Origin of the sequence: Desulfitobacterium sp. (assembly GCF_034927245.1) — a bacterium.
Lineage (GTDB): Bacteria > Bacillota > Desulfitobacteriia > Desulfitobacteriales > Desulfitobacteriaceae > Desulfitobacterium_A.
This window is the reverse complement of the sequence record NZ_JAYFQK010000050.1, coordinates 25013-51881: the sequence shown is the minus strand read 5'-3', so window position 1 is coordinate 51881 and position 26869 is coordinate 25013. Positions and strand designations below refer to the sequence as shown.

Sequence of the window (26869 nt, the reverse complement as noted above, 5' to 3'; positions counted from 1 at the left end):
TAAACGGTCTAATCTCTCTTGTCCAATCATAAGATTTGACAAGGGGGAGTAGGGTATGGTTAACGCGATTTGGCTGTTTATGTTAGCGACGGGGATAATCGTGGCTGCAATTAATGGACGAATTGATACGGTGACAGCATCTGCTATGCAAGCCGCAGAACTTGGGGTAGAGACTGCCCTTGGCCTCATTGGAGTAATGAGTCTTTGGTTAGGGCTGATGCATTTGGCAGAGGAAGCCGGCTTTATTCAAGGACTGGCACGGCTTTTCGGTCCTGTTATTCGCCGCCTGTTTCCAACCCTAAAACCGGACAGCCCGGCTTTAGGGGCAATCATTATGAATTTAACCGCGAACATCTTAGGGTTAGGAAATGCCGCGACTCCCTTCGGACTTAAGGCAATGCAAGAGCTGCAGAAGGAAAATTCCCATCCGGAAGTGGCCAGTCAGGCGATGATTACCTTTTTAGCTTTAAATACATCTTGTATCACGCTGATTCCGGCGACAATTATCGGAGTCCGGCTAAAGGCGAATTCGGTCAACCCCACAGAGATTATCGGTACGACAATTTTTGCAACAGGGTGTGCCATGACGGTAGCCATTATTGTGGATTCTGTGATTCGCCGGAGGAGTAAAGCATGAGGCTTATTGCTGAGATTTCACGGTGGGCGATACCCTTTTTGCTGCTCTTTATCCCTATTATTGCCTATCTGCGCAAAGTTCCGGTTTATGAATCCTTCGTTACGGGAGCAGAAGAAGGTTTTAAGACCGGCGTAAAAATTATGCCTTTTCTCATCGGTATGCTGGTTTCGATTCGTGTTTTTGTTGATTCCGGAGCATTAGAAATTCTTTCACGATTCTTGCAGCCTGTCTTTGTATACTTTGGTCTGGATCCTAATCTTACAGCCATTATTCCGCTTGCGGTGATGCGTCCGTTAAGTGGTTCGGGAGCCCTTGGCGTGGCCACGCAATTGATTGACCAATACGGTCCTGATTCAATGATTGGACGAATTGCCTCCACATTACAAGGAAGCACGGATACGACCTTTTTTGTTTTGACCGTATATTTCGGATCAGTTGGCATTAAGAAACACCGCTACGCTTTAAAGTTGGGTTTGATGGCTGATGTCATCGGTTTAATAGCCTCGATTGGGATTGTACTTTATACGTTTTATTAAGGCTAAGAATGCGCATACTACGAAGAGACCAAAGGAGGCGGTCGTAGTATGCTTTTTATTGTTTTGCCGGCTTATAATGAACAAGCCTGTTTGGGCGATCTGCTTAAAGATCTTGATTCTGTGTTGAAAGAGGAACCTCATCGCATTCTTGTCGTGAATGATGCCAGTACGGATCAAACATCAGCTGTAGCGGAGGAATACGCCCAACGGTTAGGGAATATTCAAGTCCTCAACCATGCGGAAAATAAGGGACTCGGCGGGGCTCTGATGACAGGGTTTTCCTATGTTTTAAATGGTTCTTCGGTGAATGCGGAACAAGATATTATTATTACCTTAGATGCGGATAATACTCATCCCGCGGATCGAATTCCGCTTCTGCTCCAAAAGATAAACGAAGGGTACGATTTGGTCATCGCTTCAAGGTATGCCGCGGGAGGACAGCAATTGGGTCTCAGCTCTTTTCGAAAACTATTGTCTTGGGGCGCGGGCCATGTTATGACATTCTTTTTTCCGATTCCGGAGGTGAAAGATTACTCTTGTGGTTACAGGGCTTATAGACTTTCGGTTCTGAAACGCGCCTATCTCCATTATGGAGATCAGTTGATGGAAAGCCGGAACTTTTCGGCAATGGTTGAACTGCTCGTAAAAGTAGTTCCGTTTTGTCATAGTATCGCTGAGGTTCCATTAATTTTACATTATGAAAAAAAACAGGGAAAAAGTAAAATGAAAATCGCGTCAACGATAAAAGGGTACTTTACGCTGATCTATCGATTAAAAAAAGGAGCGTGGAGCTCGGTAGAATGGGTGGAAGAATAAAGCAATCCCCGATGCGCTGGCTTTTTCTGATGATTCTCGTAGCGGGGGCTTTGCTGCGATTGAGAGGAATCCATAATCCGCTTTTAGATGATCAGGGCTGGAGACAAGCGGATACAGCAAGCATGGCCTATCATATGCTGGGTAAACTTTCGGATATTCCTCAGGTCTGGTTTCCTACGTTAAGCTATGATGGAATGGTTCCTCAAAAAGTGGAGCTGGAATTCCCTTTTCTACCCTATCTTTTGGCCTGGACGTGGTCTTGGTTCGGCTGGTCTGATCTCTGGGGCAGGGTTTGGAGTATCCTATTTTCCTTACTGACGATTTGGGGAACCTTTGTGCTTGGGAAAAAGTGTTTCTCCGAGCCGGTGGGTTTTTGGGCTGCGGCGATTTATGCGCTTGCCCCCCTAACCGTTTATTATGGACGAGTTGTGATGCCGGAACCGGTTGCCCAGGCGTGTTCGGTCTGGGCTTTGAATGTTCTCATCCATTGGCAGGATAAACCCGGACGGCTGCGGCTTGTGGGAGCGGGGTTGATGATGGCCTTAGCAATTTTAGCTAAGCTTCCTCAGCTTATGATTTTTCCGGTTGCGGTAATGATGTGTTTTTGGCCCTTGAACAAGAATATAAGCCGGCTGATTCTATATTCCGGAATTGCCCTCTTTCCTCCCATGCTTTATTACAGCTGGGTCCATGCGGGGGCGACTCACAATAGTCAGTATGTTTCCGGGATCGTTACCGGGCAAGTCGTTGAAACAACGGGATTATTTTGGTTTGAGCTAACGGATCATCTGCGTGAAGGAATTGGATTTCCTGTTTTAGTTTTAGCGGGGCTTGAATTCGCTTTCCTATTTCTTAAGATCGCCGGAATTAATTTAAAAGCAGTAAAGACGGAGAGCAATAGGAATGAGAAGGAAACTTTATATGGATTATTCCTTTGGTGTATAATTAGCTTAGCCTATATTTTTATTATTTGTACCCGAATTTCCCTTGATTATTATCTCGTACCGGTGATGCTGCCTGTTGCTCTTCTGGCGGGGAAGGCCCTTGTCAAAATTAAAGAAACTCCGGGGGCGGTTATCGGAATACTTGTCTTGTCTTTGTTGTTGGTTAATAGTACTCTGACTAATGAGAGAAAGTATGTTTGGGAAGAGCAATATCTTACCCAAGCCCTATGGCTGCGTGATGCTACGCCGCAAGGGAGTATCCTGATTCTCAGCGATGCTCCGCCCATGACGTTTTACTATGCACACAGAGTCGGTTACCGTCTGGACCCTTCTAAAAATAAAGAGCCTTGGCAGGAGCTTACCGGAATTCCGGGGGATTATTTTATCGAACTGCCAAACACTAAACAAAGTCCTGAGTTTCTCAATAAAGTTCGGGCCCATTTTCCCGAAATCGCCCCGGGTGTCTATCAGCTCAAAGAAGAGTGAATAAAACAGAGAAGTGGAGAAAACGTGTGAAGAGAACAGAAAGACCTAATGATCAAGAAGATAAACTTGATGATGCGATCGGTGCCAAAGGAGTGCGTTTGCAGAAATTATTGGCTCACGCCGGAATCGCCTCGCGGCGGCAGGCTGAACAAATGATTCTTGAGGGTCAGGTCACAATAAATGGCAAAGTAGTAACAGTCCTTGGAACACGGGTTCAGCCTGAGGATAAGGTTGCCGTTCAAGGCAAGGGGGTTGCCGTTCCTGCAGAGACTTTAGTTTACTATATCTTACATAAACCGACCGGTGTTATTACAAGCGCCAAGGACCCTCAAGGACGAAAAACCGTTGTTGATCTGCTGCGGGAGGTTCCCCAGCGAGTATATCCGGTTGGACGTTTAGATTATGATTCATCCGGTATTCTCCTTATGACAAATGATGGAGAATTAGCGAATCGCCTTATGCATCCTCGTTATGGTGTGGAGAAAACGTATCGTGTCGGGGTTAAGGAGAAATTAACGGGAGAGGCATTGAATCAACTGCGAAAAGGGGTTGTTCTTGAGGACGGAAAAACAGCCCCCGCCAAAGTGCGGGAAGTCTCCCGTTCCGGTGAGGGCTCACTCTATCTTGTTGATATTACGATTCACGAAGGCAGAAACCGGCAAGTCAGGCGTATGTTTGCTAAGGTCGGTTATCCGGTTCTTATGCTCCAGAGAATCCGCTTTGGTCCGCTTGAATTAACTCCCCGCTTGTCCCAAGGAAAGTATCGTGCATTGAGTGAGAGGGAAGTTCAAGAATTACGGCGAGCGGTTCAATTAATTTAGTATGTGCGTATCTGCTTTAGTGTCTGCTGTAGGTAGGGTGGTCGAGTTCCTTATTCCATTTTTCGATATCTCGTCCCCCAAATTTCTGCAGGGCGTTGGCTACGGAATTGACTTTTTCTTGTTCGGTTTGGATCAGAACGAGAAAATGTCCGCTCCGGGCTTCATGTTCATAGTGACGCGCACGTTCTTCGGAAATACCATAACCCAATAAGGCTTCCCCCAATCCTTGATCGTGCGGACGATGAAGTAAATCATTGGCCAAAGGACCGGCTATGACACATTCGCCGAGGTTCGGAATATCTATCGGCGGAGCTTGGACAAGCCAAGCATTAAAAAGATCAAAATTGATTTCCGCAGGATGATAGGCTAATTCGTTGGCCAGTTCTTCTTTGATATTTCCTTGGTGTAAATATTCGCTTCGGACCAAGACCGAAATAAAGCTGTTGGCAAGAGATTCGCCTTGGATTTCTTCGATAGCTTCTTTTGTTTGCTGCGGCCCTTTAAAAATCGCTATGACAGATCGAGTAGTCATCCTTTATCCCCCTTGTTGTCATTTTCTTGATAGACTAATCTTCACTAGTATATCCATAAAATACGACGTTACACCTTCGTATTGCAGGAGAATAGAATTAGAATGACGAATTTTAGGTTAACGAACTTAAACATGGAGAGATGCTGATGAAAATAAAGATTGGCGACGAAGTTTTGACAGAACATATGCGTGTGCGCGTACGACTTGATTTTAAGGGAGTAGGGAAAACGGGCCGCTTCTTCTTTGGGGGCAAAAGTAAAGAGGAAATGGCTGAACAAACGCGAGAACAAGAAGTCGCCTTATTGAGAAATATTCCTCTCCAAGGAATTGTGATTGAAGAATTTGATTTGAGTCTTGATATCTATACAGTCAACGAATTTGACGGACGCCGCAATAAGGAAACGGCTTATGCCCCGGTGATACTTACTTTGCGTTTGGAAAATTTAGATGATTTGTTACCCCTTGTTTTGAAACCGGAGTTTCGGAAGATTGAGTTTTTAAGTCCGGAGTACTTAAATATCTATCGCTTAGATGCGGAGCGTCTTCTATTCCGAATCCATCAAATGATACATGAAGAAGTTAAGAAATTAGAGTTGAAATACCAAAGCTAAAAGACCGCTGAGGCGGAAGTAAAGTCATGAAATAAGAAGGGGACTGTGTCGCAAAACAGCCCCTTTTTTTGTGCGCGAAACTACACGCATTAACAATTTCTAGGAGTGTTTTGTGAAAATTTTATTTATAAAGCTAATCTATTGCCTAATTCTAATATTTAGATTATTATGTATATGGCTAAACGGTCTGACAAGCTGACTGCCAAGTATGCATACAACATCTTTATAGAGACAAGAAATGGAGGAATGAATACTTATAGTTTAAGTCCATGCTCCGAAGATAATAGGGGTATTCATTTTAGACAAAAACAAAACAAAGAAAGCAAAAACAAAAAGTAAAAACAATAAAAGCAGAAGAGGAGAAAGGTGGTTCTTTATATGCCATGGACTCATAATTATGCTGCCATTGGTAACAGCTTAGCTCTTACCTCCCTAGTTGTAGCAATTCCTATTTTATTTTTGTTTTGGGCTTTAGCGGTTAAAAAAATGAAAGGCCATGTTGCCGGAATTTGGACCCTCATTATTACATTGGTTGACGTTGTTCTTGTATATAAGATGCCTGTTGGAACAGCATTATCTGCTGTTGGATTAGGTGTGGTTAATGGATTATTTCCTATTGCTTGGATTGTACTGACGGCTGTTTTCTTATACAATTTAACGGTCGCCTCCGGTCACTTCGAAGTGATTAAGAGTTCTATTGCTTCACTCTCCAATGACCGCCGGATTCAAGCTTTGCTCGTGGCATTTTCCTTTGGAGCATTCTTGGAAGGGTCAGCGGGATTTGGAGCTCCGGTCGCCATTACGGCAGCTCTTTTAATCGGTTTAGGTTTTGAACCTTTATACGCCGCCGGAATTTGCTTAATTGCAAATACTGCTCCCGTAGCTTTCGGTGCGATCGGTGCGCCAATTGTTGCGGCAGGAGCTGTCACGGGTATGGGAGACTTTGTTATTGCTCAAGCAATTGGCCGTCAGCTTCCGTTCTTATCCGTTCTTATCCCTCTATATTTGGTTGTTCTCATATCAGGCTGGAAAGGCGCTAAAGAAGTAATGCCTGCAATCCTGGTTTCAGGAATATCCTTCGCATTAGCTCAATTTTTGTCCTCAAATTATCTTGGAGCTTATTTGCCGGATATTATTTCTTCACTCATTTCTCTGATTGCGACAGCCGTCTTCTTAAAATTCTGGAAACCTAAACATGAATTCCATTTTCCCAATGAAAAAGTTTCTGCTGAACAAACACACTATACAGCAGGTCAAACGCTCAGGGCTTGGTCTCCGTTCATTATTTTAACCGTAATGGTTGCGGTTTGGGGAACACCGAGCTTCAAAGCTTGGGTGACGGATATGGGATGGTTTGTTAATATCGCCCATTGGCCCGGCTTAGACGGTTTAGTTTATAAAGCGGCTCCAATCGTAGCCAAGCCCGCCGTATACGCTGCTTCTTATAGATGGGATTTCTTTAGTTCAGGTGGTACTGCTATTCTCATCACAGCGATCATCAGTATGTTTATTCTCGGTGTTTCTCCTAAAAAAGGACTTAAAGTCTTCGGTGAAACCTTAAATCAACTTAAATACTCAATTTTAACAATCGCCTCTGTTCTAGGATTTGCTTATTTAGCAAACTATTCCGGACTTTCGTTTACACTGGGTCTCTTACTCGCTTCGACCGGTAAAGCGTTCCCGATCCTTTCGCCGCTTCTTGGATGGTTGGGTGTATTCCTAACGGGTTCTGATACATCCTCCAATGCTTTGTTTGGAAAACTTCAACAAGTTACGGCTGAGCAAATCGGAGCTAACCCTGTGCTTACGGTCGCTGCCAACAGTTCCGGCGGTGTCGTAGGGAAGATGATTTCACCTCAATCGATTGCCGTTGCAGCTGCTGCAACTTCGCTGGTCGGTAAAGAATCTGATCTTTTCCGCTTTACTTTAAAACATTCCTTTGTTCTTTTGGCTGGGGTTATCATTATCATAGCACTTGAAGCCTATGTTTTCCCCGGCATCGTTCCAACGCTGGCCGCTGTTGCTAATTAAATAAACCTCTTGCATTGTTTGGGCTGTTCCACTATGTTTATAGTGAACAGCCCATTATATTCTGACAATATAAGAAGGAGAATCTTTGTATGGAACTTAAACCGATCAAAACTCGTAAGATTTATGAAGAAATTGTGGAGAGAATAAGAGAGTTTATAACCTCCGGTGAACTGCAACCCGGGGATCGCCTTCCCTCCGAGCGTGATATGGCAGAACGCTTGCAGGTCAGCCGAGCCTCTGTTCGAGAAGCCTTCAGTGCTCTTGAAATGTTAGGTTTGCTTGAAATACGAACCGGTGAGGGAACCTATATTCGACAAGTCAACATTGAATCGGTGATGTCATCTTTAACATGGGTTCTCTATATGGAAAAGGACGCTGTGCTTGAGCTTTTGGAAGTCCGTAAAATTCTTGAAGTTCAAGTGGCTGCACTTGCTGCCCAACGGGCGAATCCGGAAGACTTGCAAAATATAGAAGAAGCGCTTAAACAAATGTACCAGGATTTACAGAAGGTACGACTGGGGGAACATGCGGATGAACGTTTTCATTTTGCTATTGCCCAGGCAACTCATAATAAGATTCTGATTCATTTAATGAGTGCCCTGTCAGATACAATGGAACGCACCTTGAAAGTCAGCCGGAGCAAGCTTTATGAAGGAAAGGATATGCCGGAACGACTTTATAAAGAACATGCTTTGATATATGAAGCAATACGGCAACAAGAACCTTCGGAAGCATCTGAGCGTATGTTTGCACACCTTGCGGGAGTTGAAGCCAGTTATTTGGTATAAAAAATTTACTAAAAGTTATTAGAAAATACGAAAATAATATAAAAGAAGGTCAATTTGAATAAATCGAAATGTTTATAGCATTTCGAAGATTAGCATGTTAAACTAATTACATGAATCGATTCCAAATGATATAAAGAGGATCAGATAAGCGGAGGAGTATTAGTAGTGGAACTAAAACCTATTAAGACCCGTAAAATTTATGAAGAAATTGTTGAACAGATTCGGGAGCTTGTGGTACGCGGCGAACTTAAACCCGGGGATAAGCTTCCCTCTGAACGAGATTTAGTGGAGCGTTTAAAGGTTAGCCGCGCTTCGATTCGCGAAGCTCTAAGTGCTTTGGAAATGATGGGGTTATTAGAGGTAAGAAGCGGTGAAGGTACTTTTATGCGCAGATTAAAACCCGAGTCGGTTATTGCCCCGTTAGCATGGATGTTGTCCATTGAGAAAGGGACAGTTCAGGAACTTTTAGAGGTTCGGAAGATTCTTGAGGTTCAGGCAGCTAAACTGGCCGCCCAAAGGGCTCAGGCAGATGATCTCCGTGAACTGGAAGATGCGTTGGAAAATATGCGCCAGGAGATTGTAAATCCTGAATTAGGCGGTGAAAAGGCGGATCTCCAATTCCATTATGCGATTACACGAGCAACGGATAATAAAATACTGATCCTTATTATGGATGCAATTTCAGATATGATGCAGCAAATGCTTAAAACCAGTCGGGAAAAGCTTTACCAAGGAAAGTATACCCCGAATATTTTGTACTCTGAGCATGCACAAATCTATGAAGCCATCAAGAGGAAGGATCCTAAACAAGCGAGTGAATATATTTTAGAACATTTAAGCGGCGTTGAGGAAGAATTAAACTCCCATATTGAGTAACATTTGTGAAGGAATTAAGTAAGTTTAATCGAATTGAGATGTATAAAGTTACATTATAGAGGTGGATTATGTTTAATACATGTCAATTCGTTTATCACCGCGGCAATTGCCTTAATAATAAGAAACCGTTTGCAACCCCATGCAGGTTATGTATTGATAACTGTCCTCATCAAGCGATTACGAAAGATTATGACATAAAAGCGAAGTTATGCACCGAATGCGGGGCTTGTACGGCAATTTGCCCCAGTGATGGCATAGTTGATCACGATTCGGATAAGTTATATGACTACCTGAGTACTGCCGAGCAGATTCAATTGAATTGTCCTCAGGCCATTCCTACAGGCTTTGAGATTCCCTGTCTGGGAGTCATGGATCAAGATTTATGGATGGCTTTAATGCTTGAGGCACAGAAGAAAAAGGTGGAAATCACGACCGGGGAATGTTCAAGGTGTCCGGATAAAAAAGCCTGTGCACAAGGGGTTAAAATGTTTACCGAGGTGCATAAGTCTTGGCCGGACCATTCTCCTGTTGTGATAACGGTTGCCCCCGATGACGGAAAGAGTAAGTCTTTGCCGTTAAATAAAAAGATAGCGCCTTCTTCCCAATCGGAAAAAACAGGCTGGCGAAATTTAGGCCGGGAGAAACTTGAGGAAATGTTCCCGGGAATGACTTCGGACGAGGCTTATCCGATCCCCCATTCAAGGCTGTTCTTCGTTGAATCCTGGGAAACAAAGAATGAAATACTCCCCCTTCCTGCTTTGAACATAGGGGAAGGTTGTACCAATTGCGGGGTATGTGCGGCAATTTGCCCGCAAGGAGCCCTTACGAAGAAAGAAAGCCATGACGAATTAACGTTGATTTACGAACCATTTAAATGTGTGCGCTGTCAGCGTTGTGTGAGCGTTTGCCGTTTTAAAGCGCTGACTATGGAAAATAAGCGATTATCCTTTAAACTTTTCACAGGAAAGATTCTTCTTCATCAGGGAAAATATCGTTATTGCATAAAGTGCGGAAGGCAAGTATTTGATAATCAAGAGCCGCCCTTATGCATAGCATGTGCGACAAGCGATCCTAATTTTCAACCTTTAACGTAAAACGCATAACGAAAGGGCCGTTGAACAGTGAATGAAAATCATTGTTCAGCGGCCCTTTGAGCATTGTTTTCCCAACCGAATTTTCGAAAAAAGTAAGGAGCCCCAAAAGAGGTCCAGAAACCTGCCAGAAAATATACCGGAAGATTGAAAGCGATTGAAAAATCAGTAAGCGGCCTGCAAAGCAGAAGCCAGATTAGGAGAGAAGTCGTGCCGAGGAGAAATTTATATAGGGAAGGTAAAAAATGCGTCCGTTCTTGGTAATCCAAATAGGTATCTTCTAAAAAATAGCCTGACGTGTAGCCGATGATAAAACCAACCAGTTGAAAGCCTTGGGTCGTGTGATAGAAGAGAAGAGCAAGCAGGGGCAGGACGAGTGAGATGGTTAATTTTTGGATCAATGTAAAAGGGATCTTAAATAGTCGTTGATCGATATGAATAAACCCAAAGACAATGATCAATCCCAAGGTTAATCCGGAAAGAACATCTCCCGGCCAGTGTACCCCAAGATAAAGGCGTGAGAAACCAATTCCTAATACCATAAAAGCAGCGAAGATTTTCCAGCGCAGATCCTTCCAACGGGTTAAAAGATAGGGATAGAAAGTAGCGGCGGCCTGGCTGTGTCCGCTGGGGAAGGCATACCCGCCGGCGGAGGAAAGATAGAGGGAACGAATTCCCTCTTGCCCAATGGGACGGGCAAAGTGAAATAAGTCCTTAAGCCACGAATTCACGGTCATTGAAAAAAGAAGAAGTACCCCTAACCGAAAGCCAAAGCGTTTATCGACATTCCAGAAAAGAATGGCAAAAAGAATGATGTAGATGGGGACGTTTCCCAGAAAACTGAGAAGAATGAAAAATCCATCCCAAAAAGGATTATGGAACCCTTGTATCAGGGCATAGAATTCCAGCATAATTTAGGCGTGGTGTCCACAGTTGCAATTTGGGCCATGAACGTGATCAGGGGTCGGCTTTTGGGGGTTACGGACAGGTTCGCGAAGGAGCTGATCCAATAAATGACGGGCATGAGACTGTGGCTGTTCCTGAACGTCTTGGGCAATTTTCACAATTTGACGGATTTCCTCGGAAGAAATCCCTTGCGCCTTGGCATCTGTCACTGAGCTGCGCAAAGCGGCTAGGGCATTTGTGGCTACAGCGGCGGAAATCTGTACAATTAAGGTTGTGCGAGTATCGAGCTCCATAGTTTTCCTCCTGCAATTAGATTATAACTACTATAGCATAAAGAATAAGACGGGGCAAAATAGCCGTGAATTTTACCCATGAAGAAGAGTATGATAAAATATTGGAAATATCTACAGAAGTAGTTGTCGCTATTCATAGAAAGGAATTCATATGCGTGCAAAAGATGTAATTGTTATCGGTGCGGGTGCAGCCGGTCTGATGGCAGCCGGTCAAGCCGCTAAGGCAGGCTCAAGGGCGCTGCTCCTTGAAAAGAAAGAAATGCCGGGGCGTAAAATTGCCATTTCCGGAAAAGGGCGCTGCAATATCACCAATGCCGAAAATGTCACAGATTTTATGGACCATTACCCGGGTAACGGTCGATTTTTAACGGGAATTTTACGGGAATTCGATAATGTAAGGTTAAGAGAGTTTATGGCGCAGTATGGTGTCGAAACGAAAGTGGAGCGGGGAGGACGTGTATTTCCCGTATCCGATGATGCGGAAGCCGTCGTCCAAGCCCTATTAGAATTCATTAATGAAGCTGGTGTGGAATTAAAGACGAATCACACGGTTGCAGAGATTCTTACCAAGGATGGAAAGGTTGAAGGGGTTAAGCTGACAAACGGTACACTGCTCCAAGCGGGTGCGGTAATTGTTTGTACCGGCGGAAGCTCCTATCCGGGAACAGGTTCGACAGGGGATGGTTACTGTTTTGCCGAACAGTTAGGTCACCGCATCATCCCGCCGCGAGCTTCTTTAGTACCCCTCAGAACAGCGGAAAAGTGGGTTCAGGAAGTACAGGGATTATCGCTTCGCAATGTCGAAGCTTCCTTATGGTATGGAGGAAAAAAACAAAGGACCGAATTCGGCGAAATGCTTTTTACCCATTTTGGAATTTCGGGTCCGATTATTCTTACCCTCAGCCGATGGGCGGGAGAAGCGCTCCTCAGGGGAGAAAGGGTTGAATTACAGATTAACCTCAAGCCGGCCTTAACTTCGGAACAGTTGGATCTCAGGCTGCAGAGAGATTTTCAGAAATTCAGCAATAAACAATTCAAAAATGCCCTGGATGAACTTCTGCCGCAAAGTTTAATTCCGGTGATGATTCAGCTTTCGCAAATTCCGCCTGAACGTGTTATCCACCAGGTTACCCGCGAGGAACGTAAACATCTGGTTCAACTCATGCAATGCTTGAAATTAACCGTTACCGGGACACTGCCTATAGCATCGGCAATTGTCACTGCCGGTGGAGTGGATGTTAAAGAGATTAACCCCAAAACGTTGGCTTCAAAACGTATTGACGGATTGTATTGGGCAGGAGAAGTTGTGGATGTCGATGGAGTAACCGGGGGATATAACTTGCAAGCGGCTTTTGCTATGGGCTATCGTGCCGGCCAGGCAGCCGCAAAGTATGCTATGGATGGGGTCTGATTTAGAATAATGGCGCATACACTGGTTTTGAGGTGATCATGTATGCGCGGTATTCAGTCCACGCTGGAACGTAGTTTAATCCGTTTTTTGGTTTTAGCCAGCGCTCTTTTAGTCGTAGCCCAAATTGGGTTGGGACTGGTTCGAGATCCTGTTGATTTTTATATGGCAATGGCACAGAAGATCGAAGCGCCTCCGATTGCGGTTCAATCCATGTCGGAAGTTACAGCTCCCGAGAAAATTGAGAATAAAACCGCACCGCAGACCTGGAATATTACCTTGAAGGCAACGCCGGCAGCTCCTGTCCGCGTGCTTCAAAATGGGAAGCTGCTTGGAACTTTAACCCGTGGAGAACTTGCAATCCCTGCTCAGTCCGGAACAGTGCAGCTCGATGGAACAGCTTGTTCCCAAATTGTTCGTGTACAGGTTACAGTCCGGGATCCGAAACTTCACGAACCGCGCTTAAATCAGAGCTTCGTTGTTGAAAAAAATGTACAGAACGTTCGTGTTTCACCTTGAAAAATAGGGCCCGAAAGGCTATAATGCTATCAACATAACCACGGGTTATGTTTTGTAGAATGGGTGGTATACCGGGAAATTATCAAGAATGGGAAAACATATAGGGAAGGATGGTGCTACGGTGGATGTGGGTTTAAAAGACGCCGCTGTTCGGGGTCTTTTTCTTCGTTTAAACGGTTCCGAAAGGTAGGATTAGTATGAATGCAGAAAGTAAAAAAATCGCTGAGGCAGCACTCCGCATGGCAATGACAGAAAGCCGTGAGGAAGAGGCTCATCTTAAAGGGGATTTTGCCAAACAACAGATTAAAACGGTTGCCGTGGATTATGGCGGTGAGTATATTACCGCTGCGAAAAAGATTATTGAACGTGCAGTCGTGGCTGCAAAGCGTGAAGGGGTAATTCTGGAAACGCATGTTGACGAAGGGGCAGTTGCGGGGGCGGCTCGTGAGGCGCTTAGTCAAATCATGCCTAAGGCCATGGGCCTGAATATCGGCGGAAAAATCGGAATTGCTCGGCGTAATGAACATCTGAGTGTCGCCGTATTTTTTGCGGTGGGATTATTGCACTTAGATGAAGTCGCCGTGGGGCTTGGGCACCGCGCTGCACCGAGAGAGAGTGATGAATTAAGACATGTTTAGAGGGATTCGCGGAGCGACAACGGTCGAAGAAAATACTGCAGAACAAATTGATATCGCTACCCGGGAAATGCTGCAGACGATCATTGAAGAAAATTCCCTCAAAGTAGAGGATATTGTCAGTGCTCTATTTACGGTTACCCTGGATTTGAATGCTGCTTTCCCCGCCGCGGCGGCCCGGAAGCTTGGTTGGCAAAGTGTCCCGTTGATGTGTTGTACGGAGATTCCCGTACCGGGATCACTGCCTTTTTGTATCCGCGTTTTACTTCATGTTAATACCGAGAAAACGCAAGAGGAAGTACGCCATGTTTATTTACATAAGGCAGTTCAATTGCGTCAGGATCTGCAGAACAGTTAAGTGCCTATGAACTTATTAGATTGTGTTTTATTATGTGTAGGATGGTAGGAAGGGGTAGATAAAGATGATTATTGTTCTTAAAAAAGGTGCGCGTGAGAAAGAAATCCAAGAAATTACGGAGAGACTGAGTGAAAAAGGTTTCAAGGTTCATCTTTCTCAAGGCGTTGAAAAAACGATTATTGGAGCAGTAGGGGATCGGAGCCGTTTGAAGGAATTAGATCTGGAAGCATTATCATGGGTCGAAAAAGTCGTTCCCATTCTTGCACCTTATAAATTGGTAAGTCGTGAATTTCATCCGACAGATACGGTGATAAAAATCGGGCAGCACGAAATCGGGGGTTCTCAGGTTCACGTCATGGCCGGACCGTGCAGTGTGGAAAGCCGTTCGCAAATTCTCGAAACGGCTCATGCGGTCAAAGCTGCGGGAGCTACATTTTTGCGGGGCGGTGCTTTTAAACCGAGAACCTCACCTTATGCGTTTCAAGGGCTGGGGGAAGAGGGTCTTAAACTTTTAGCCGAAGCACGGGAAGAAACCGGCCTGGCCGTAGTCACCGAGGTTGTCGATGTTCGGGATGTGGAGCTTGTTGCGTCCTATACCGATATCCTGCAGATCGGGGCACGTAATATGCAGAACTTTAATCTTCTCAAAGAAGTGGCAAAAACAGATAAACCGATCATGCTGAAGCGGGGCCCATCCGCTACTTTAGAAGAGTGGATGCTGGCTGCAGAGTATATTTTGGATGGCGGCAATACTCAGGTCATGTTTTGTGAGCGGGGAATCCGTACGTTTGAAAATTATACGCGCAATACGCTTGATCTCAGCATGGTTCCGGCACTTCACAGTCTTTCTCATCTGCCGGTCATTGTTGATCCGAGTCATGGTACGGGGCGCTGGGAGCTCGTTGCTCCTATGGCTAAGGCTGCCCTTGCAGCGGGAGCGGACGGATTGATTATTGAGGTTCATCCGCAGCCTGAAAAGGCTCTTTCTGATGGAAAGCAGTCTTTAACTCTTCCGAACTTCCAAAAAATGATGACGGAATTGAGTCAGATTGCTAATGTTCTGGGACGTCCTCTCAAAGGGGGAGAACAGTAATGGAGGATCCTTTTTTTTCACCGGGTTGGCTGGGGAAAAGAAAACCTCAGGCCTGGGTTATTGGACTGGGTTTGATTGGAGGGTCCTGGGCGGCTACGTTGTCGCGCTTGGGCTGGCAGGTAAGTGCGCTTGATAAACAATCCGAAAGCTTGCGTTGGGCAGAATCTCAGAATTGGATTCAAGAAGGTCAAACGCAGTGGCCGGAGAAGATTGAGGCCGATCTGGTGATTTTAGCCCTGCCAATCCAGCTTATAAATCAAGGATTAGAACAAGTTCTTGAGCGCGTGGGCGAGGGAGCTATTATTACCGATGTCGGGAGTGTCAAAACCGATGTATGTCAGAGTGATATTCAGAGAAGACATGTATATTTTATCGGCGGACATCCTATGACAGGATCAGAGAAGTCGGGAGTACAAGCGGCGAATGGAGAGCTGTTCAGAAATTTTCCCTATGTTCTTGTTCCTCGCTCGACTTGCCCTCAACTGGTTGTGGACAAGATGGAAGCGCTCCTCCGCCAAATTGGGGCTAAAGTTGTATTGCGTACACCTGAGGAACATGACCGCCAAGTAGCCTTGGTGAGCCATCTTCCGCATCTATTTGCAGTGGCCTTAACTCTGGCTATTTTGGAAGAGTCACCCAATGAAACATCGTCGATTGAACTTGCGGGGCGGAGTTTTCGTGAAATGACCCGGATTGCCGACAGTTCCCCGGAAATGTGGCAGGAAATCCTCATCCGCAATGCTCCGGCAGTGTTGGCCTCGTTAGATGTTTGGCAGAGAAAACTGAATGAACTCAGGGCTTCTCTTGAGCAAAATAATGGTGAAGAAATTGCCGGCGCATTTCGCAAGGCACATTCAGTAAGAATGGGTTTAGGAGGTTAAATGGATATATGACCGAAACAGAAGGGGTTTTTATTCAACCTCGGCGTAGAATTAACGGTGATATAACCGTTCCCGGTGATAAATCAATATCTCATCGTGCGGCATTATTCGGGGGAATGGCACACGGAAGAACGCATATAACAAATTTTCTCCCCGGTCAGGATTGTTTAAGCACGCTCAACTGTTTAAAAGAACTTGGAGTCAGGTGGGAACGCCGCGAAACAGAAGTCTGGATTGAAGGGCAAGGGCTCGAAAATTGGAATGAACCGCAGGAAGTTTTGAATGTCGGAAATTCGGGAACAACGTTGCGGCTCATGCTTGGAGTTCTTGCGGGCAGTCCTTTTACTTCGACGTTCACAGGAGACAGCTCTATTCGGAAGCGTCCGATGAGACGAGTCACAGGCCCTCTGGCGCAAATGGGTGCGAAAATTCTTGGACGCCAAGAGGGAAATTTTGCCCCTTTAACCCTGCAAGGCGGAAATCTGCAAGGAGATTTCTTTCAGACTCCTGTGGCTTCCGCCCAAGTTAAATCGGCAATTCTTCTGGCCGGTCTAAGGGCAAGAGGGGTTACGACGGTGCTTGAACCCGCATTATCCAGAGATCATACAGAGCGGATGCTGCGCGGATTCGGTGTTAATGTCTTGAGTGAGGAAAATCAAGTTAAAATTACGGGTGCCAGTATGCTATCAGCTCAGGATGTGTCAGTACCGGGAGATATATCTTCAGCAGCTTTTTTCCTTGTCCTGGGCAGCTTAATAAAAAAGGGTGAGCTGCTTATTCGCAATGTCGGTGTAAATCCGACGAGAACAGGAATTCTCGAAGTCCTCCTCAAGATGGGTGCTGATATTCAAGTTGAGAATTGTACCGAAATCTGCGGAGAGCCGAGAGCTGACTTAAGGGTCAGGCCGGCGGAACTTCATGGAATTGAAATCGGAGGGGGAATTATTCCCCGCTTAATTGATGAAATTCCTATTATAGCCGTTGCCGCGAGCCTAGCCGATGGAGAGACGGTGATCCGTGACGCATCAGAGCTCAGAGTAAAAGAGTCTGACAGGATTAAAACTGTAGTCGAAGGGCTTCAAACTCTGGGGGCCGATCTTGAGGAACTTCCGGATGGTATGCGCATTAAGGGAGCCAACAAATTGCTTGGGGGACGGGTGAACAGCCATGATGATCATCGCTTAGCAATGGCCTGGACGATTGCAGGACTTCTGTCGGAAAACGGGGTCAGTCTTGATGGCATTGAAGCAGCCTATGTTTCTTTCCCGGGCTTCTTACCCTTGATTAAGCAAATGACTTAACATAGATATAACAAAATAAAGGTAAAAAGACTAAGGGACTGTTGCAAAACAGCCCCTTTTTTGTACGCACTTTTTGTGCGCATATAATTATAGACTAACCCAAAAGACCCGAAAGCGTAGTTTCGCGCATAGAAGTGAACGATTCGCGGAGGGACGTGCAGGTGAACAAAGCTTTCGTAGCCGAAAGTCCGTGAAGGGGTTTCGCGCTTTAGCTTAGCGCAGCCAGTGGTTCACATCAGGTATTGCCCAGAGTTTTGGCACGAAAGTGTCCAGTGGACATTTTCGCCCAAGGCGGCATTCTACAAATGATTCTTATCCGCCGCAGGTAGCTGCTACGAAGGCGAAGTGAACCAGTCCCGGAGCGCTAGAGTACGTGAGTCTCCGGTGGAGATTCACGCCCGAAGGTACGGATATGCGCGAAATTATACGACCATAGGTTTTGCGACAGCCCCAGGTCTTTTTTATCGCAAGCCAGTCATTCTCTGCCATATGAGAATCAGATAAAGTCATAAAAATTTAATATATAAAAGTATTCAAAAAATTAGAAATGATAGCAGGAATTCGACAAAATACGTAGAATTTATAGAAATTAGAATTGAAAATCAATTTTGACTATCTTGAATATTGAAAGTAGTGGTCTAACCAGCAGATGTTTTTTCATGTCACGTGTATTTTATATCATCTGTTTTTAAATAGCTGGCTAAGAAATTAGAAGAAAGGAGGATAGGTTACGTTACGTTATCATACTTATTTAAGCTCAAAAAAGTAGAGCAGAGGATTAGGAAGGAGAAATTTTCATGGAGAAGTATTTTCAAAACTACAACCCCACGGGAAGTGTTGTTTTATCAACTTTCTTAGCAGCACTGCCAATTCTTGTTTTATTATATTTATTAGCGCTCCATCCACATAAAGATAAAAATGGTAAACGCATTATGGGAATTTTTGCTCCTTATGCGGCAATATCCGCAGCGATTGTCGGCCTTTTAGTTTCAGTTTTAATGATGAAGATGCCGGTTTCTACCGCGGTAGCTGCGTTTGCCTATGGTGCCGCAAATGGTCTATTCCCGATTGGTTGGATTGTCTTTGGTGCGATTTTCCTTTATACATTAACCGTTGTTACAGGTCAATTTGATATTGTAAAAAATTCAGTCGCTTCGATTACTCCGGACCGTCGGTTACAGGCATTATTGATTGCTTTCAGCTTTGGTGCATTCATGGAAGGGGCTTCTGGTTTTGGAACTCCGGTTGCTGTTGCCGGGGCATTGATGGTGGGTGTCGGTTTTAAACCAATGACCGCAGCTGTGGTTTGCTTGATTGCTAATACGGCCCCTGTGGCTTGGGGATCAATTGGTACGCCAATTCTTACCTTGGCGAGTGTTTCGGGAATTGATGCAAGTCTTATTAGTATGCAAGCAGGTCGTCAACTTCCCTTCTTTTCGTTAATTGTTCCTTTCTGGTTGGTCGCAACCTTGGTCTTTATGGATAAAGGTTCGTGGAAAGATGTTTGGGAGGTTTGGCCGGCTACCTTAGTTTCAGGTCTTTCCTTCGCGTTAACCCAATTAACAATGTCGCAATTTGGTAATGTTGAGTTGGTCGATATTGGTTCCGGTATCGTGAGTATGGTTATTACAACTCTCTTCTTAAAAGTATGGCAGCCCAAGCATCTTATGACACATGAGGATGCACATGAGAACGTAGGCAACAAGAAATTGGAAATTCCGAAGTACACAGGTCGTCAGCTTGCGAAAGCATGGGCTCCTTGGGCCTTAATGGCGATTGCTGTATTTACCTGGGGCCAAACGTCCTTTAAGAATTTCTTCAACGGCATCTTTGCTCCGAAAATTCCTGTTCCATTCTTGCACGGGGTTGTATTCCGGACCGCTCCGGTCGTTCCTCAGCCAACGATGGAAGGTGCCATTTATACCTTCAATTTCCTTACATTCGCCGGAACTGCTTTGATGCTCGCATCATTTGTCGCAGGTATCTTTATTCTTAAAGTTACAGCTGAACAGTGGAAAGAAACCTTTAAGATTACGTTCTTCCGGATGCGTGTTCCTTTGACAGTTATTTGTACAGTTCTTGGTTTGGGTTATATGACTCGTTATGCCGGTACTGATGCTATCTTAGGTCTGGCCTTCACGAAGACGGGTACTGCTTATCCGTTCTTTGCGGCAATGCTCGGTTGGTTGGGCGTGTTCCTCACCGGCAGTGATACCTCATCAAATGCAATGTTCGGAAGCTTGCAGCATATTACGGCAGATCAACTTAGTTTAAATCCTGTACTCATCGTTACGTCGAATAGTACGGGTGGTGTTATGGGTAAAATGATTGATGCCCAAAGTATCGTCGTATCAACAGTAGCTTGCTATGATAATCATGAAGAAGGAATGAATGCGGTTGGACCAATCTTCAGAAAGGTTTTCCCGCACAGCCTTGCTTTAGCTATCCTGATGGGTATACTTGTTTGGCTGCAAGCCTATGTCTGGACATGGATGCAAGTTCCCTTTAAGTAAAACCAAACACAAAACACTAAAAACGGTAAAAGGTTACTCTCCTCGGGGGGTAGCCTTTTTTTATACTGTCAATTATCTTTATCCTTCTATATTAAACAATAGTAATATTAGAAATAGTAAAATAATTCGAAATACGAGAAGGAATTTAGAATTGTTTGTAGAATTAAGAAGGGGTATTTTATAAAATACTTTCTGTAGGATTCAATCTCTAATGGTCTTACCAGCAGATAGGGACACTGGCTGTCTACCTTAGAAACTGGTAAAGAAAAGTTGACGGAAAGGAGGATTTTAGCGGGCACTAACAGCGTAGGCTCGTTACCGCATTTATTATATTTTTTTATGAGCTCCGTTCGAAAGAAATCAGCAGAAGATTTGGAAGGGGAAATAATATGGAAAAGTATTTTCAAAACTATGATCCCACAGGGAATGTTGTTTTATCTACATTCCTAGCTGCGTTGCCGATTCTTGTATTACTGTACCTTTTGGCACTTCATCCGCATAAAGATAAACAAGGACGGCGTCAGCTAGGAATTTTTGCACCTTATGCGGCAATAGCCGCGGCAACCGTAGGGATTCTCGTCTCTGTTTTTATGATGAAAATGCCTCTTCCCACTGCCCTGGCAGCCTTTGGTTATGGAGCTGCTAATGGTCTATTCCCAATTGGCTGGATTGTTTTTGGCGCTATTTTTCTTTATACCATGACTGTTGTTACAGGTCAGTTTGAAATCGTCAAGAACTCTGTGGCTTCGATTTCCCCGGACCGCCGCTTACAGGCGTTATTGATTGCCTTCAGTTTTGGTGCGTTCATGGAAGGGGCTTCGGGTTTCGGAACTCCGGTAGCTGTTGCGGGAGCATTGATGGTGGGTGTCGGTTTTAAACCGATGACGGCTGCTGTTATTTGTCTGATTGCCAATACCGCACCTGTAGCTTGGGGATCGATCGGTACGCCGATTCTTACGCTGGGAAATGTTTCCGGAATTGACCCGAGCCTGCTCAGTATGCAAGCAGGGCGTCAGCTCCCCTTCTTTTCATTGATTGTACCGTTCTGGTTGGTGGCAACATTAGTTTTCATGGACAAAGGATCATGGAAAGATGTATTTGAAGTATGGCCGGCTACCTTAGTTTCAGGTCTTTCTTTTGCAATTACTCAATTTACCATGTCACAAGCAGGCAATGTTGAGTTAGTCGACATAGGTGCCGGTATTGTGAGTATGGTTGTTACTGCTCTTTTCTTAAAGATTTGGAAGCCAAAGCATCTTATGACACATGAGGATGCACATGAGAATCAAAGTGCCGCAACCGCAGGCCTGGGGCGTAAATCATTGGAAATTCCCAAATACTCAATGGGACAGCTGGCCAAGGCTTGGGCTCCATGGGCCTTAATGGCGATTGCAGTATTTACATGGGGACAATCCTCCTTTAAAACTTTCTTTAATGGAATTTTTGCCCCGAAAATTCCGGTTCCTTTCTTGCATGGGGTTGTTTATCGGACAGCGCCCGTATCTCCGCAGCCAACAATGGAACCTGCATTTTATACCTTTAACTTCTTAACATTTGCCGGAACGGCAATGTTGGTGGCGGCATTTATCGGCGGAATATTTATTCTCAAAGTAAGTGCGAAGCAATGGAAAGAAATCTTCAAAATTACGTTCTTCCGGATGCGTGTTCCCTTGACGGTGATTTGTACGGTTTTGGGATTAGGCTACACAACCCGTTATGCAGGTACGGATGCTATTATGGGTCTTGCCTTCACGAAAACAGGAATGGCTTATCCGTTCTTTGCCTCAATGCTAGGCTGGTTGGGTGTGTTCCTCACAGGAAGTGATACTTCATCAAATGCAATGTTCGGAAGTTTACAGCATATTACTGCCGATCAGCTTGGTTTAAACCCTGTGCTCATCGTTACAGCGAACAGTACGGGGGGAGTTATGGGTAAAATGATCGATGCCCAAAGTATTGTTGTTTCAACCGTTGCTTGTTATGAGAAACATGAAGATGGCATGAATGCCGTCGGACCGATTTTCCGAAAAGTATTCCCGCATAGTCTCGCTTTAGCCATCCTGCTGAGTGCTCTTGTTTGGGCTCAAGCCTATATCTGGCCATGGATGCAAGTTCCATATAAATAAGAATACAGTGAGTTTGAAAAGGTTACTCTCTTTAATGAGGGTAACCTTTTCAATTTGTTTTTTACTCAATTACCGGATAGCGGACTGCAGCATCGAAAAGAAGAAAATTCTCATCTTGCTCCTTACGGACCATTCCGATAATGCCGGGGTCATTTAGCTCGCTCATCCCAGGGATCTGTGAACTCTGGAACGGCATTCAGATTGCAGCCTCCTTAAAGTTTAATTTTATGTTAGTATATACTATGAGTGATTCTGGCACTCCAATATAGGAAACTTACTTCAGGTGGAGTTTAGTTGACTTATCCCCACAGAGGACAAGTCAGCTAAGCTTGCAAAGCAAGCAAGCTTCCTATGTCCAGGGACTTAGCGCCATTTATCTCCAACTTAAGAAGTGGGAATCTCAGTGGCGGTTAGTCATCGGATAAAGGTTTGGAAAGGTGAGAAATAGATGGAGGAAAAAGAGCGACATTTGGGTTGGATTGATCTTTTAATTGCTGTTGCCGGAATTATCGGTTTGTTTATTATTTTAGGCATTGCGACAGGCTGGATTGCAAGCTGGTGGCCACATGACAGAATCTTGCTTTATGTGAATGGTTTTGTTACCCAGCTGACGTTTTTTATCTTGCTTTGGATATTAACCCGAACGCGTCACTGGAGTTGGTCGGATTATGGGTGGAGAAAAATTGAAACCTATAAATATTTCGGAACCGTTTTGAAAATTTACGGCCTTACCTGGATCATTAATATTATGTATAGTGTTACCCTTTTTGAGAAAGGGATAACACCATCAACCACAGATGTTTACACTCGATTACTGGGGAGTACGACTGCCCTTTCCTTCATCCTTAATCTAATCCTCGCAGGAATTTTAGCACCCCTGCTTGAAGAAACTCTTTTCAGGGGAGTTATTTTTGGCGGGCTGCAGACTTACTTCGGAAAGTGGACTTCAGCGGTTCTCAGTGCTGCATTTTTCTCGGTACTTCATCTTCAGGCATACGGATTTATACCCCGTTTTGTCTTAGGATTGATGTTAGCCTATCTCTATGATAAATATAAATCCATTTATCCCTCAGTTGCTCTCCATTCTTTGAATAATATAGTAGCCTTGACGTTAGTAGCAATATCAGGTGTATAATTAGCCTTACATTACTTTAGTTTCCTTTATTAGTTTGTTTAGGCTTGGGACATTATGGTATAATGAAACGAATATGATTATTTGAGGTAGAACACGTGAATGAACAAATTAAAGTCGCTGTAGACGGACCGGCAGGAGCCGGAAAAAGTACCATTGCCAAAGCAGTAGCCAAACGTTTGGGGATATTTTATGTCGATACAGGTGCAATGTACCGTGCCATTGCTTTAAAGACCTTACGTTCGAATATTCCTATTGATCATGAAGACGAAGTGGGACAAATGGTGCAGGAGACCGAGATTGTTTTAGATCATTCGGATGCACGTCGTGTTTTTTGTGACGGAGAAGATGTGACAGAAGCTATCCGCAATCCTGAGGTTTCGCGAGCCGTTTCGAAGATTGCGGCATATCCGATAGTCCGTGAACGCCTGGTTCAGCTTCAACGCCGGGAGGCAGAGCGTGGTGCGGTAATTATGGATGGCCGGGACATTGGAACGGTTGTTTTGCCCCAAGCGGATCTTAAGATTTTTTTGACGGCATCCCCTGAGGAGAGAGCTTATCGACGCTGGCTGGAGCTCTATAACTCCGGCAAAGAACTCTCTTTGGATGAGGTGAAGCAGGATATGCAAAGACGGGATAAACAGGATTCAGAGCGCGCTGTCGCACCGCTTATACCTGCTGCGGATGCCCTAATCCTTGATACGACGGGCTTATCTGTACAAGAAATCGTAGATCAGATTATCAAATTAACGGCTGATCTATAGGAGGTTCACTATGTCTTTATATCAATTCGCTAAAGGCTTATTTCGCCTTCAATTTAAAATAATGGGATGGAAGATAAAAGGCCTTGAAAATATGCCCGCTGAAGGACCGGTTATTCTGGCAATTAACCATGTTAGCTTATGGGACCCAATTGTTGCGGCGTGTAGTGTTCCGCGACCTGTTTCTTTTATGGCCAAAGAGGAACTGTTTGCCAACCCTTTGTTAGGGCCTCTCATTCACCGCTTGAATGCTTTCCCGGTTAAACGGGGACAGGGGGATATGAGCGCGATTCGGCAATCTTTAAAAGTACTTAAAGATCAAAAGGTTTTGGGAATATTTCCTGAAGGAAGGCGTTCGCAATCGGGTGAGTTGCAAAAAGGTTTACCCGGAGTGGCCCTCCTTATGGAAAAAGGAAAGGCAACGGTCATTCCGGTTAAAGTTACGGGGACCCAAAATTTATTGATCAAGGGCTGGGGCAAGCTTGAAGTAGTGCTTGGTTCTCCTTTAACTCCGGAAAAGATGAAGCCCCCTGCCGGAGTTGCTAATCGCCGGGAGTGGGTCACTGAACAAATTATGGAAGCTCTTGCTTCCTTAGAAACGTGATATTCCATCGGTATGTTTTTTTTCGGAGAGGGTAATTTATACTATACATGAAGGATTTTTGCCCAAGTTGGCGAAAATATTCGTTATGCCAAACTAAGGAGGATCTAAATTGGAGGTTATCCAAGCAGAAAAAGCAGGTTTTTGCTTTGGAGTCAAACGCGCATTGGATAGGGCAGAACGTACGGTTCAAAATTCAGCGACGGTCTCTTTTGGCCCTTTGATCCATAATCAGCAGGTCGTAGATCGCTTGGAGAAACAAGGCGTGCGTGTCATCGAAGCTGTTGATAAGGTTAAGCCGGGAGAAACGATGATTATCCGCTCGCATGGGGTTCCTCCGGAAATATATCAAATGGCCAAAGAAAGAGGAATCAAAGTCGAAGATGCGACTTGCCCTTTTGTTCAAAAAGCTCAAAAGCTTGCTGCGGAAGCTTCACTAAAAAGTCAGGTTATTGTTGTGGGGAACAAGCATCACCCGGAAGTTCAGGGAATTTTAGGCTGGGCCGGCGGTAATGCCTTTGCGATAGAAAAGCTGGAAGAAGCTCAGGAACTTCCTTTTTATCAGCATTTGTCCGTCCTTGCTCAGACGACGCAACTCCATGCTAATTTTCAGAGGATTGTTGATGAATTGCGTCACCATACTCAGGAATTAACCGTTTACAACACAATATGCAATGCCACTGAGGAACGGCAAACGGTAGCGCGAGAGCTGGCCGGAAAAGTTGATGTTATGATCGTTGTTGGCGGCAAAAACAGCGCAAATACACGAAAGTTAGCATCGATCTGTTCTGAGCAAACTCAAACTTATCTTATCGAAACCGAAGAAGAATTGAATGAAAACTGGTTTAAGGGAATTCAAAAGGCGGGTTTAACCGCCGGAGCCTCGACACCAGATTGGATAATTGAGGAGGTAAAAAAGAAGATGTCAGAAATCGAGGAAAAGGATTTAGTCACTCAAAATGATGCAGAAATGAATAGCAACGAATTAAGCCTGGAGAACTGGGCAGATCATATGCTGAAATTGCACCGGGGTGCGGTTGTGACCGGAACCGTTGTGAAGATGACGCATGATGAAGTATATGTTGATTTAGGATGGAAATCAGAAGGAGTTATCGAATTAAAGGAGCTATCTGCCGCAACGATTACTGATCCAAGCGAAGTTGTCGCTATCGGAGATAAAATTAAAACCGTAGTGCTGCGTGTCGAAAACCAAGAGGGAAATCCGGTACTTTCCAAACGCAGAGTGGATGAAGAACTGGCCAGTGAGCGCCTTGAACAATTAGCCGAGTCAAAACAAGAGCTTCAGGCAAAGGTCACGGGGGTGGTCAAAGGCGGCTTACTCGTGGATGTTGGAATGCGGGGGTTTGTACCTGCTTCACAGATTCAAATAGGGTACGTTGCGGATTTAAAGCAGTTTCTGGGACAAACGCTGCGCTTGCGCGTTATTGAATTTGATCCGCAAAGACGGAAAGTTGTCCTTTCCCAGAAGGCTATTCTTGCTGAGGAACAGGAAAACAATCGTAAAAGAATTTTTGAAACACTGCAAGAGGGTGAAATTGTTACAGGTACCGTTCAGCGGCTGGCTGATTTTGGTGCATTTATTGATATCGGTGGGGTTGACGGACTTTTACATATTTCGGAAATGTCGTATTCCAGAATCAAGCATCCTTCTGAAATCGTCAAAGTCGGGGACGAAGTCGAGGTACAAGTCTTAAAAGTTGACAGGGAACATTCCAAGATTTCTTTAGGGTTAAAACAGCTGAAAAAGAGCCCTTGGGAAAGCGCTTCCGAAAAATATGCGGTGGGTACCCTTGTAACGGGCAAGGTTGTTCGTTTGGTTCCTTTCGGAGCATTTGTTCAATTGGAAGACGGCATTGATGGGTTGATTCATATTTCTCAGCTGTCAGAAAAGCGTGTGGCTAAAGTTGAGGATGTAGTTAAAGTGGGGGATATGGTTCAAGCTAAGGTTATTGAGTGCAAGCCGGAAGAAAAACGGATCAGCCTCAGCATTCGCGAAGCAATCACTGAAGCGCAGGTTGCCCAAGAAAAGGAAATGCTTGAATCACAACCGGATATTCCTGAGGTTACAATCGGGGATGCCTTTAAAAAGGATTCGGATCAATAAGTCAAGATAGGATTGAGCGAGATATGACTTCTTGCATGATTTGCAGGA

Annotated in this window: 27 protein-coding genes; 23 read left to right on the top strand and 4 right to left on the bottom strand. The window is 44.7% G+C overall.

Features of this window, described 5'->3' with window-relative positions:
* Positions 1-55: 55 nt before the first annotated feature.
* The 5 genes from VB077_RS12360 to VB077_RS12340 all read left to right on the top strand — a co-directional run bounded on the left by VB077_RS12360 (position 56) and on the right by VB077_RS12340 (position 4240).
* A complete protein-coding gene (locus VB077_RS12360) occupies positions 56-637 on the top strand; it encodes a nucleoside recognition domain-containing protein (protein WP_323415554.1) in 582 nt (193 codons plus the stop codon).
* Positions 634-1173, top strand: a complete 540-nt coding sequence (locus VB077_RS12355) for a spore maturation protein (protein WP_323415553.1) — start codon at positions 634-636, stop codon at positions 1171-1173. Before VB077_RS12360 ends, VB077_RS12355 begins: the two co-directional genes overlap by 4 nt.
* Positions 1174-1221: 48 nt before the next feature.
* On the top strand, positions 1222-1989 hold the full coding sequence (locus VB077_RS12350; RefSeq protein WP_323415552.1) for a glycosyltransferase family 2 protein: 768 nt from the start codon (positions 1222-1224) through the stop codon (positions 1987-1989).
* The gene (locus tag VB077_RS12345) at positions 1974-3419 is read left to right on the top strand and encodes an ArnT family glycosyltransferase (RefSeq protein ID WP_323415551.1); all 1446 of its coding nucleotides are present in this window, start codon (positions 1974-1976) and stop codon (positions 3417-3419) included. The genes VB077_RS12350 and VB077_RS12345 overlap by 16 nt, the downstream gene beginning before the upstream one ends.
* 77 nt (positions 3420-3496) lie before the next feature.
* On the top strand, positions 3497-4240 hold the full coding sequence (locus VB077_RS12340) for a pseudouridine synthase (RefSeq protein WP_323415623.1): 744 nt from the start codon (positions 3497-3499) through the stop codon (positions 4238-4240).
* Positions 4241-4256: 16 nt separating this feature from the next.
* On the opposite strand, the gene VB077_RS12335 is transcribed toward VB077_RS12340, so the two are convergent.
* On the bottom strand, positions 4257-4772 hold the full coding sequence (locus VB077_RS12335) for a hypothetical protein (protein ID WP_323415550.1): 516 nt from the start codon (positions 4770-4772) through the stop codon (positions 4257-4259).
* A gap of 146 nt (positions 4773-4918) precedes the next feature.
* Between VB077_RS12335 and VB077_RS12330 the strand changes: the two genes are divergently transcribed.
* The 5 genes from VB077_RS12330 to VB077_RS12310 all read left to right on the top strand — a co-directional run bounded on the left by VB077_RS12330 (position 4919) and on the right by VB077_RS12310 (position 10172).
* A complete protein-coding gene (locus VB077_RS12330) occupies positions 4919-5383 on the top strand; it encodes a hypothetical protein (protein ID WP_323415549.1) in 465 nt (154 codons plus the stop codon).
* A 378-nt stretch (positions 5384-5761) separates the two neighbouring features.
* Positions 5762-7414 carry a lactate permease LctP family transporter gene (locus tag VB077_RS12325; protein WP_323415548.1) on the top strand — a complete coding sequence of 551 codons (1653 nt, stop codon included), beginning with the start codon at positions 5762-5764 and terminating at the stop codon, positions 7412-7414.
* 89 nt (positions 7415-7503) lie between these two features.
* Positions 7504-8202 (top strand): FadR/GntR family transcriptional regulator, encoded by a 699-nt coding sequence (locus VB077_RS12320; protein ID WP_323415547.1) that lies wholly within the window; start codon positions 7504-7506, stop codon positions 8200-8202.
* 165 nt (positions 8203-8367) lie between these two features.
* The gene (locus VB077_RS12315; RefSeq protein WP_323415546.1) at positions 8368-9078 is read left to right on the top strand and encodes a FadR/GntR family transcriptional regulator; all 711 of its coding nucleotides are present in this window, start codon (positions 8368-8370) and stop codon (positions 9076-9078) included.
* Between the two features lie 68 nt (positions 9079-9146).
* Entirely contained in the window at positions 9147-10172 is a 1026-nt protein-coding gene (locus VB077_RS12310; RefSeq protein ID WP_323415545.1) for a 4Fe-4S dicluster domain-containing protein, read from the top strand.
* Positions 10173-10210: 38 nt separating this feature from the next.
* Here the strand turns inward: VB077_RS12310 and VB077_RS12305 are convergent, their stop codons facing one another.
* Together VB077_RS12305 and VB077_RS12300 are read right to left on the bottom strand one after the other, a co-directional pair.
* Positions 10211-11080: a phosphatase PAP2 family protein gene (locus tag VB077_RS12305; protein WP_323415544.1), complete on the bottom strand. Its 870-nt coding sequence runs from the start codon at positions 11078-11080 to the stop codon at positions 10211-10213.
* Positions 11081-11083: 3 nt separating this feature from the next.
* Positions 11084-11368 (bottom strand): carboxymuconolactone decarboxylase family protein, encoded by a 285-nt coding sequence (locus VB077_RS12300; protein ID WP_323415543.1) that lies wholly within the window; start codon positions 11366-11368, stop codon positions 11084-11086.
* A 151-nt stretch (positions 11369-11519) separates the two neighbouring features.
* Between VB077_RS12300 and VB077_RS12295 the strand changes: the two genes are divergently transcribed.
* The 9 genes from VB077_RS12295 (at position 11520) to VB077_RS12255 (ending at position 22202) form a co-directional block, all read left to right on the top strand.
* The gene (locus VB077_RS12295; protein WP_323415542.1) at positions 11520-12779 is read left to right on the top strand and encodes an NAD(P)/FAD-dependent oxidoreductase; all 1260 of its coding nucleotides are present in this window, start codon (positions 11520-11522) and stop codon (positions 12777-12779) included.
* A gap of 42 nt (positions 12780-12821) precedes the next feature.
* A complete protein-coding gene (locus VB077_RS12290) occupies positions 12822-13295 on the top strand; it encodes a hypothetical protein (RefSeq protein WP_323415541.1) in 474 nt (157 codons plus the stop codon).
* A gap of 197 nt (positions 13296-13492) precedes the next feature.
* Complete coding sequence (locus VB077_RS12285; protein ID WP_323415540.1) at positions 13493-13933, top strand: HutP family protein; 441 nt, start codon at positions 13493-13495, stop codon at positions 13931-13933.
* The gene (aroH, locus tag VB077_RS12280; protein WP_323415539.1) at positions 13926-14288 is read left to right on the top strand and encodes a chorismate mutase; all 363 of its coding nucleotides are present in this window, start codon (positions 13926-13928) and stop codon (positions 14286-14288) included. Before VB077_RS12285 ends, aroH begins: the two co-directional genes overlap by 8 nt.
* Before the next feature lie 64 nt (positions 14289-14352).
* The gene (gene aroF / locus VB077_RS12275; RefSeq protein WP_323415538.1) at positions 14353-15381 is read left to right on the top strand and encodes a 3-deoxy-7-phosphoheptulonate synthase; all 1029 of its coding nucleotides are present in this window, start codon (positions 14353-14355) and stop codon (positions 15379-15381) included.
* On the top strand, positions 15381-16262 hold the full coding sequence (locus VB077_RS12270) for a prephenate dehydrogenase (RefSeq protein WP_323415537.1): 882 nt from the start codon (positions 15381-15383) through the stop codon (positions 16260-16262). The genes aroF and VB077_RS12270 overlap by 1 nt, the downstream gene beginning before the upstream one ends.
* Before the next feature lie 8 nt (positions 16263-16270).
* A complete protein-coding gene (gene aroA, locus VB077_RS12265) occupies positions 16271-17563 on the top strand; it encodes a 3-phosphoshikimate 1-carboxyvinyltransferase (RefSeq protein ID WP_323415536.1) in 1293 nt (430 codons plus the stop codon).
* A 797-nt stretch (positions 17564-18360) separates the two neighbouring features.
* The gene (locus tag VB077_RS12260) at positions 18361-20076 is read left to right on the top strand and encodes an L-lactate permease (protein WP_323415535.1); all 1716 of its coding nucleotides are present in this window, start codon (positions 18361-18363) and stop codon (positions 20074-20076) included.
* Between the two features lie 389 nt (positions 20077-20465).
* Positions 20466-22202, top strand: a complete 1737-nt coding sequence (locus VB077_RS12255; RefSeq protein ID WP_323415534.1) for an L-lactate permease — start codon at positions 20466-20468, stop codon at positions 22200-22202.
* 61 nt (positions 22203-22263) lie between these two features.
* On the opposite strand, the gene VB077_RS12250 is transcribed toward VB077_RS12255, so the two are convergent.
* Positions 22264-22398 carry a hypothetical protein gene (locus VB077_RS12250; RefSeq protein ID WP_323415533.1) on the bottom strand — a complete coding sequence of 45 codons (135 nt, stop codon included), beginning with the start codon at positions 22396-22398 and terminating at the stop codon, positions 22264-22266.
* A 252-nt stretch (positions 22399-22650) separates the two neighbouring features.
* On the opposite strand from VB077_RS12250, the gene VB077_RS12245 reads away from it, so the two are divergent.
* The 4 genes from VB077_RS12245 (at position 22651) to VB077_RS12230 (ending at position 26821) form a co-directional block, all read left to right on the top strand.
* The gene (locus VB077_RS12245; RefSeq protein ID WP_323415532.1) at positions 22651-23337 is read left to right on the top strand and encodes a CPBP family intramembrane glutamic endopeptidase; all 687 of its coding nucleotides are present in this window, start codon (positions 22651-22653) and stop codon (positions 23335-23337) included.
* A gap of 95 nt (positions 23338-23432) precedes the next feature.
* The gene (gene cmk / locus VB077_RS12240; RefSeq protein WP_323415531.1) at positions 23433-24098 is read left to right on the top strand and encodes a (d)CMP kinase; all 666 of its coding nucleotides are present in this window, start codon (positions 23433-23435) and stop codon (positions 24096-24098) included.
* 10 nt (positions 24099-24108) lie between these two features.
* Entirely contained in the window at positions 24109-24699 is a 591-nt protein-coding gene (locus tag VB077_RS12235; protein ID WP_323415530.1) for a lysophospholipid acyltransferase family protein, read from the top strand.
* 109 nt (positions 24700-24808) lie between these two features.
* Positions 24809-26821, top strand: a complete 2013-nt coding sequence (locus tag VB077_RS12230; RefSeq protein WP_323415529.1) for a bifunctional 4-hydroxy-3-methylbut-2-enyl diphosphate reductase/30S ribosomal protein S1 — start codon at positions 24809-24811, stop codon at positions 26819-26821.
* Positions 26822-26869 lie beyond the last annotated feature (48 nt).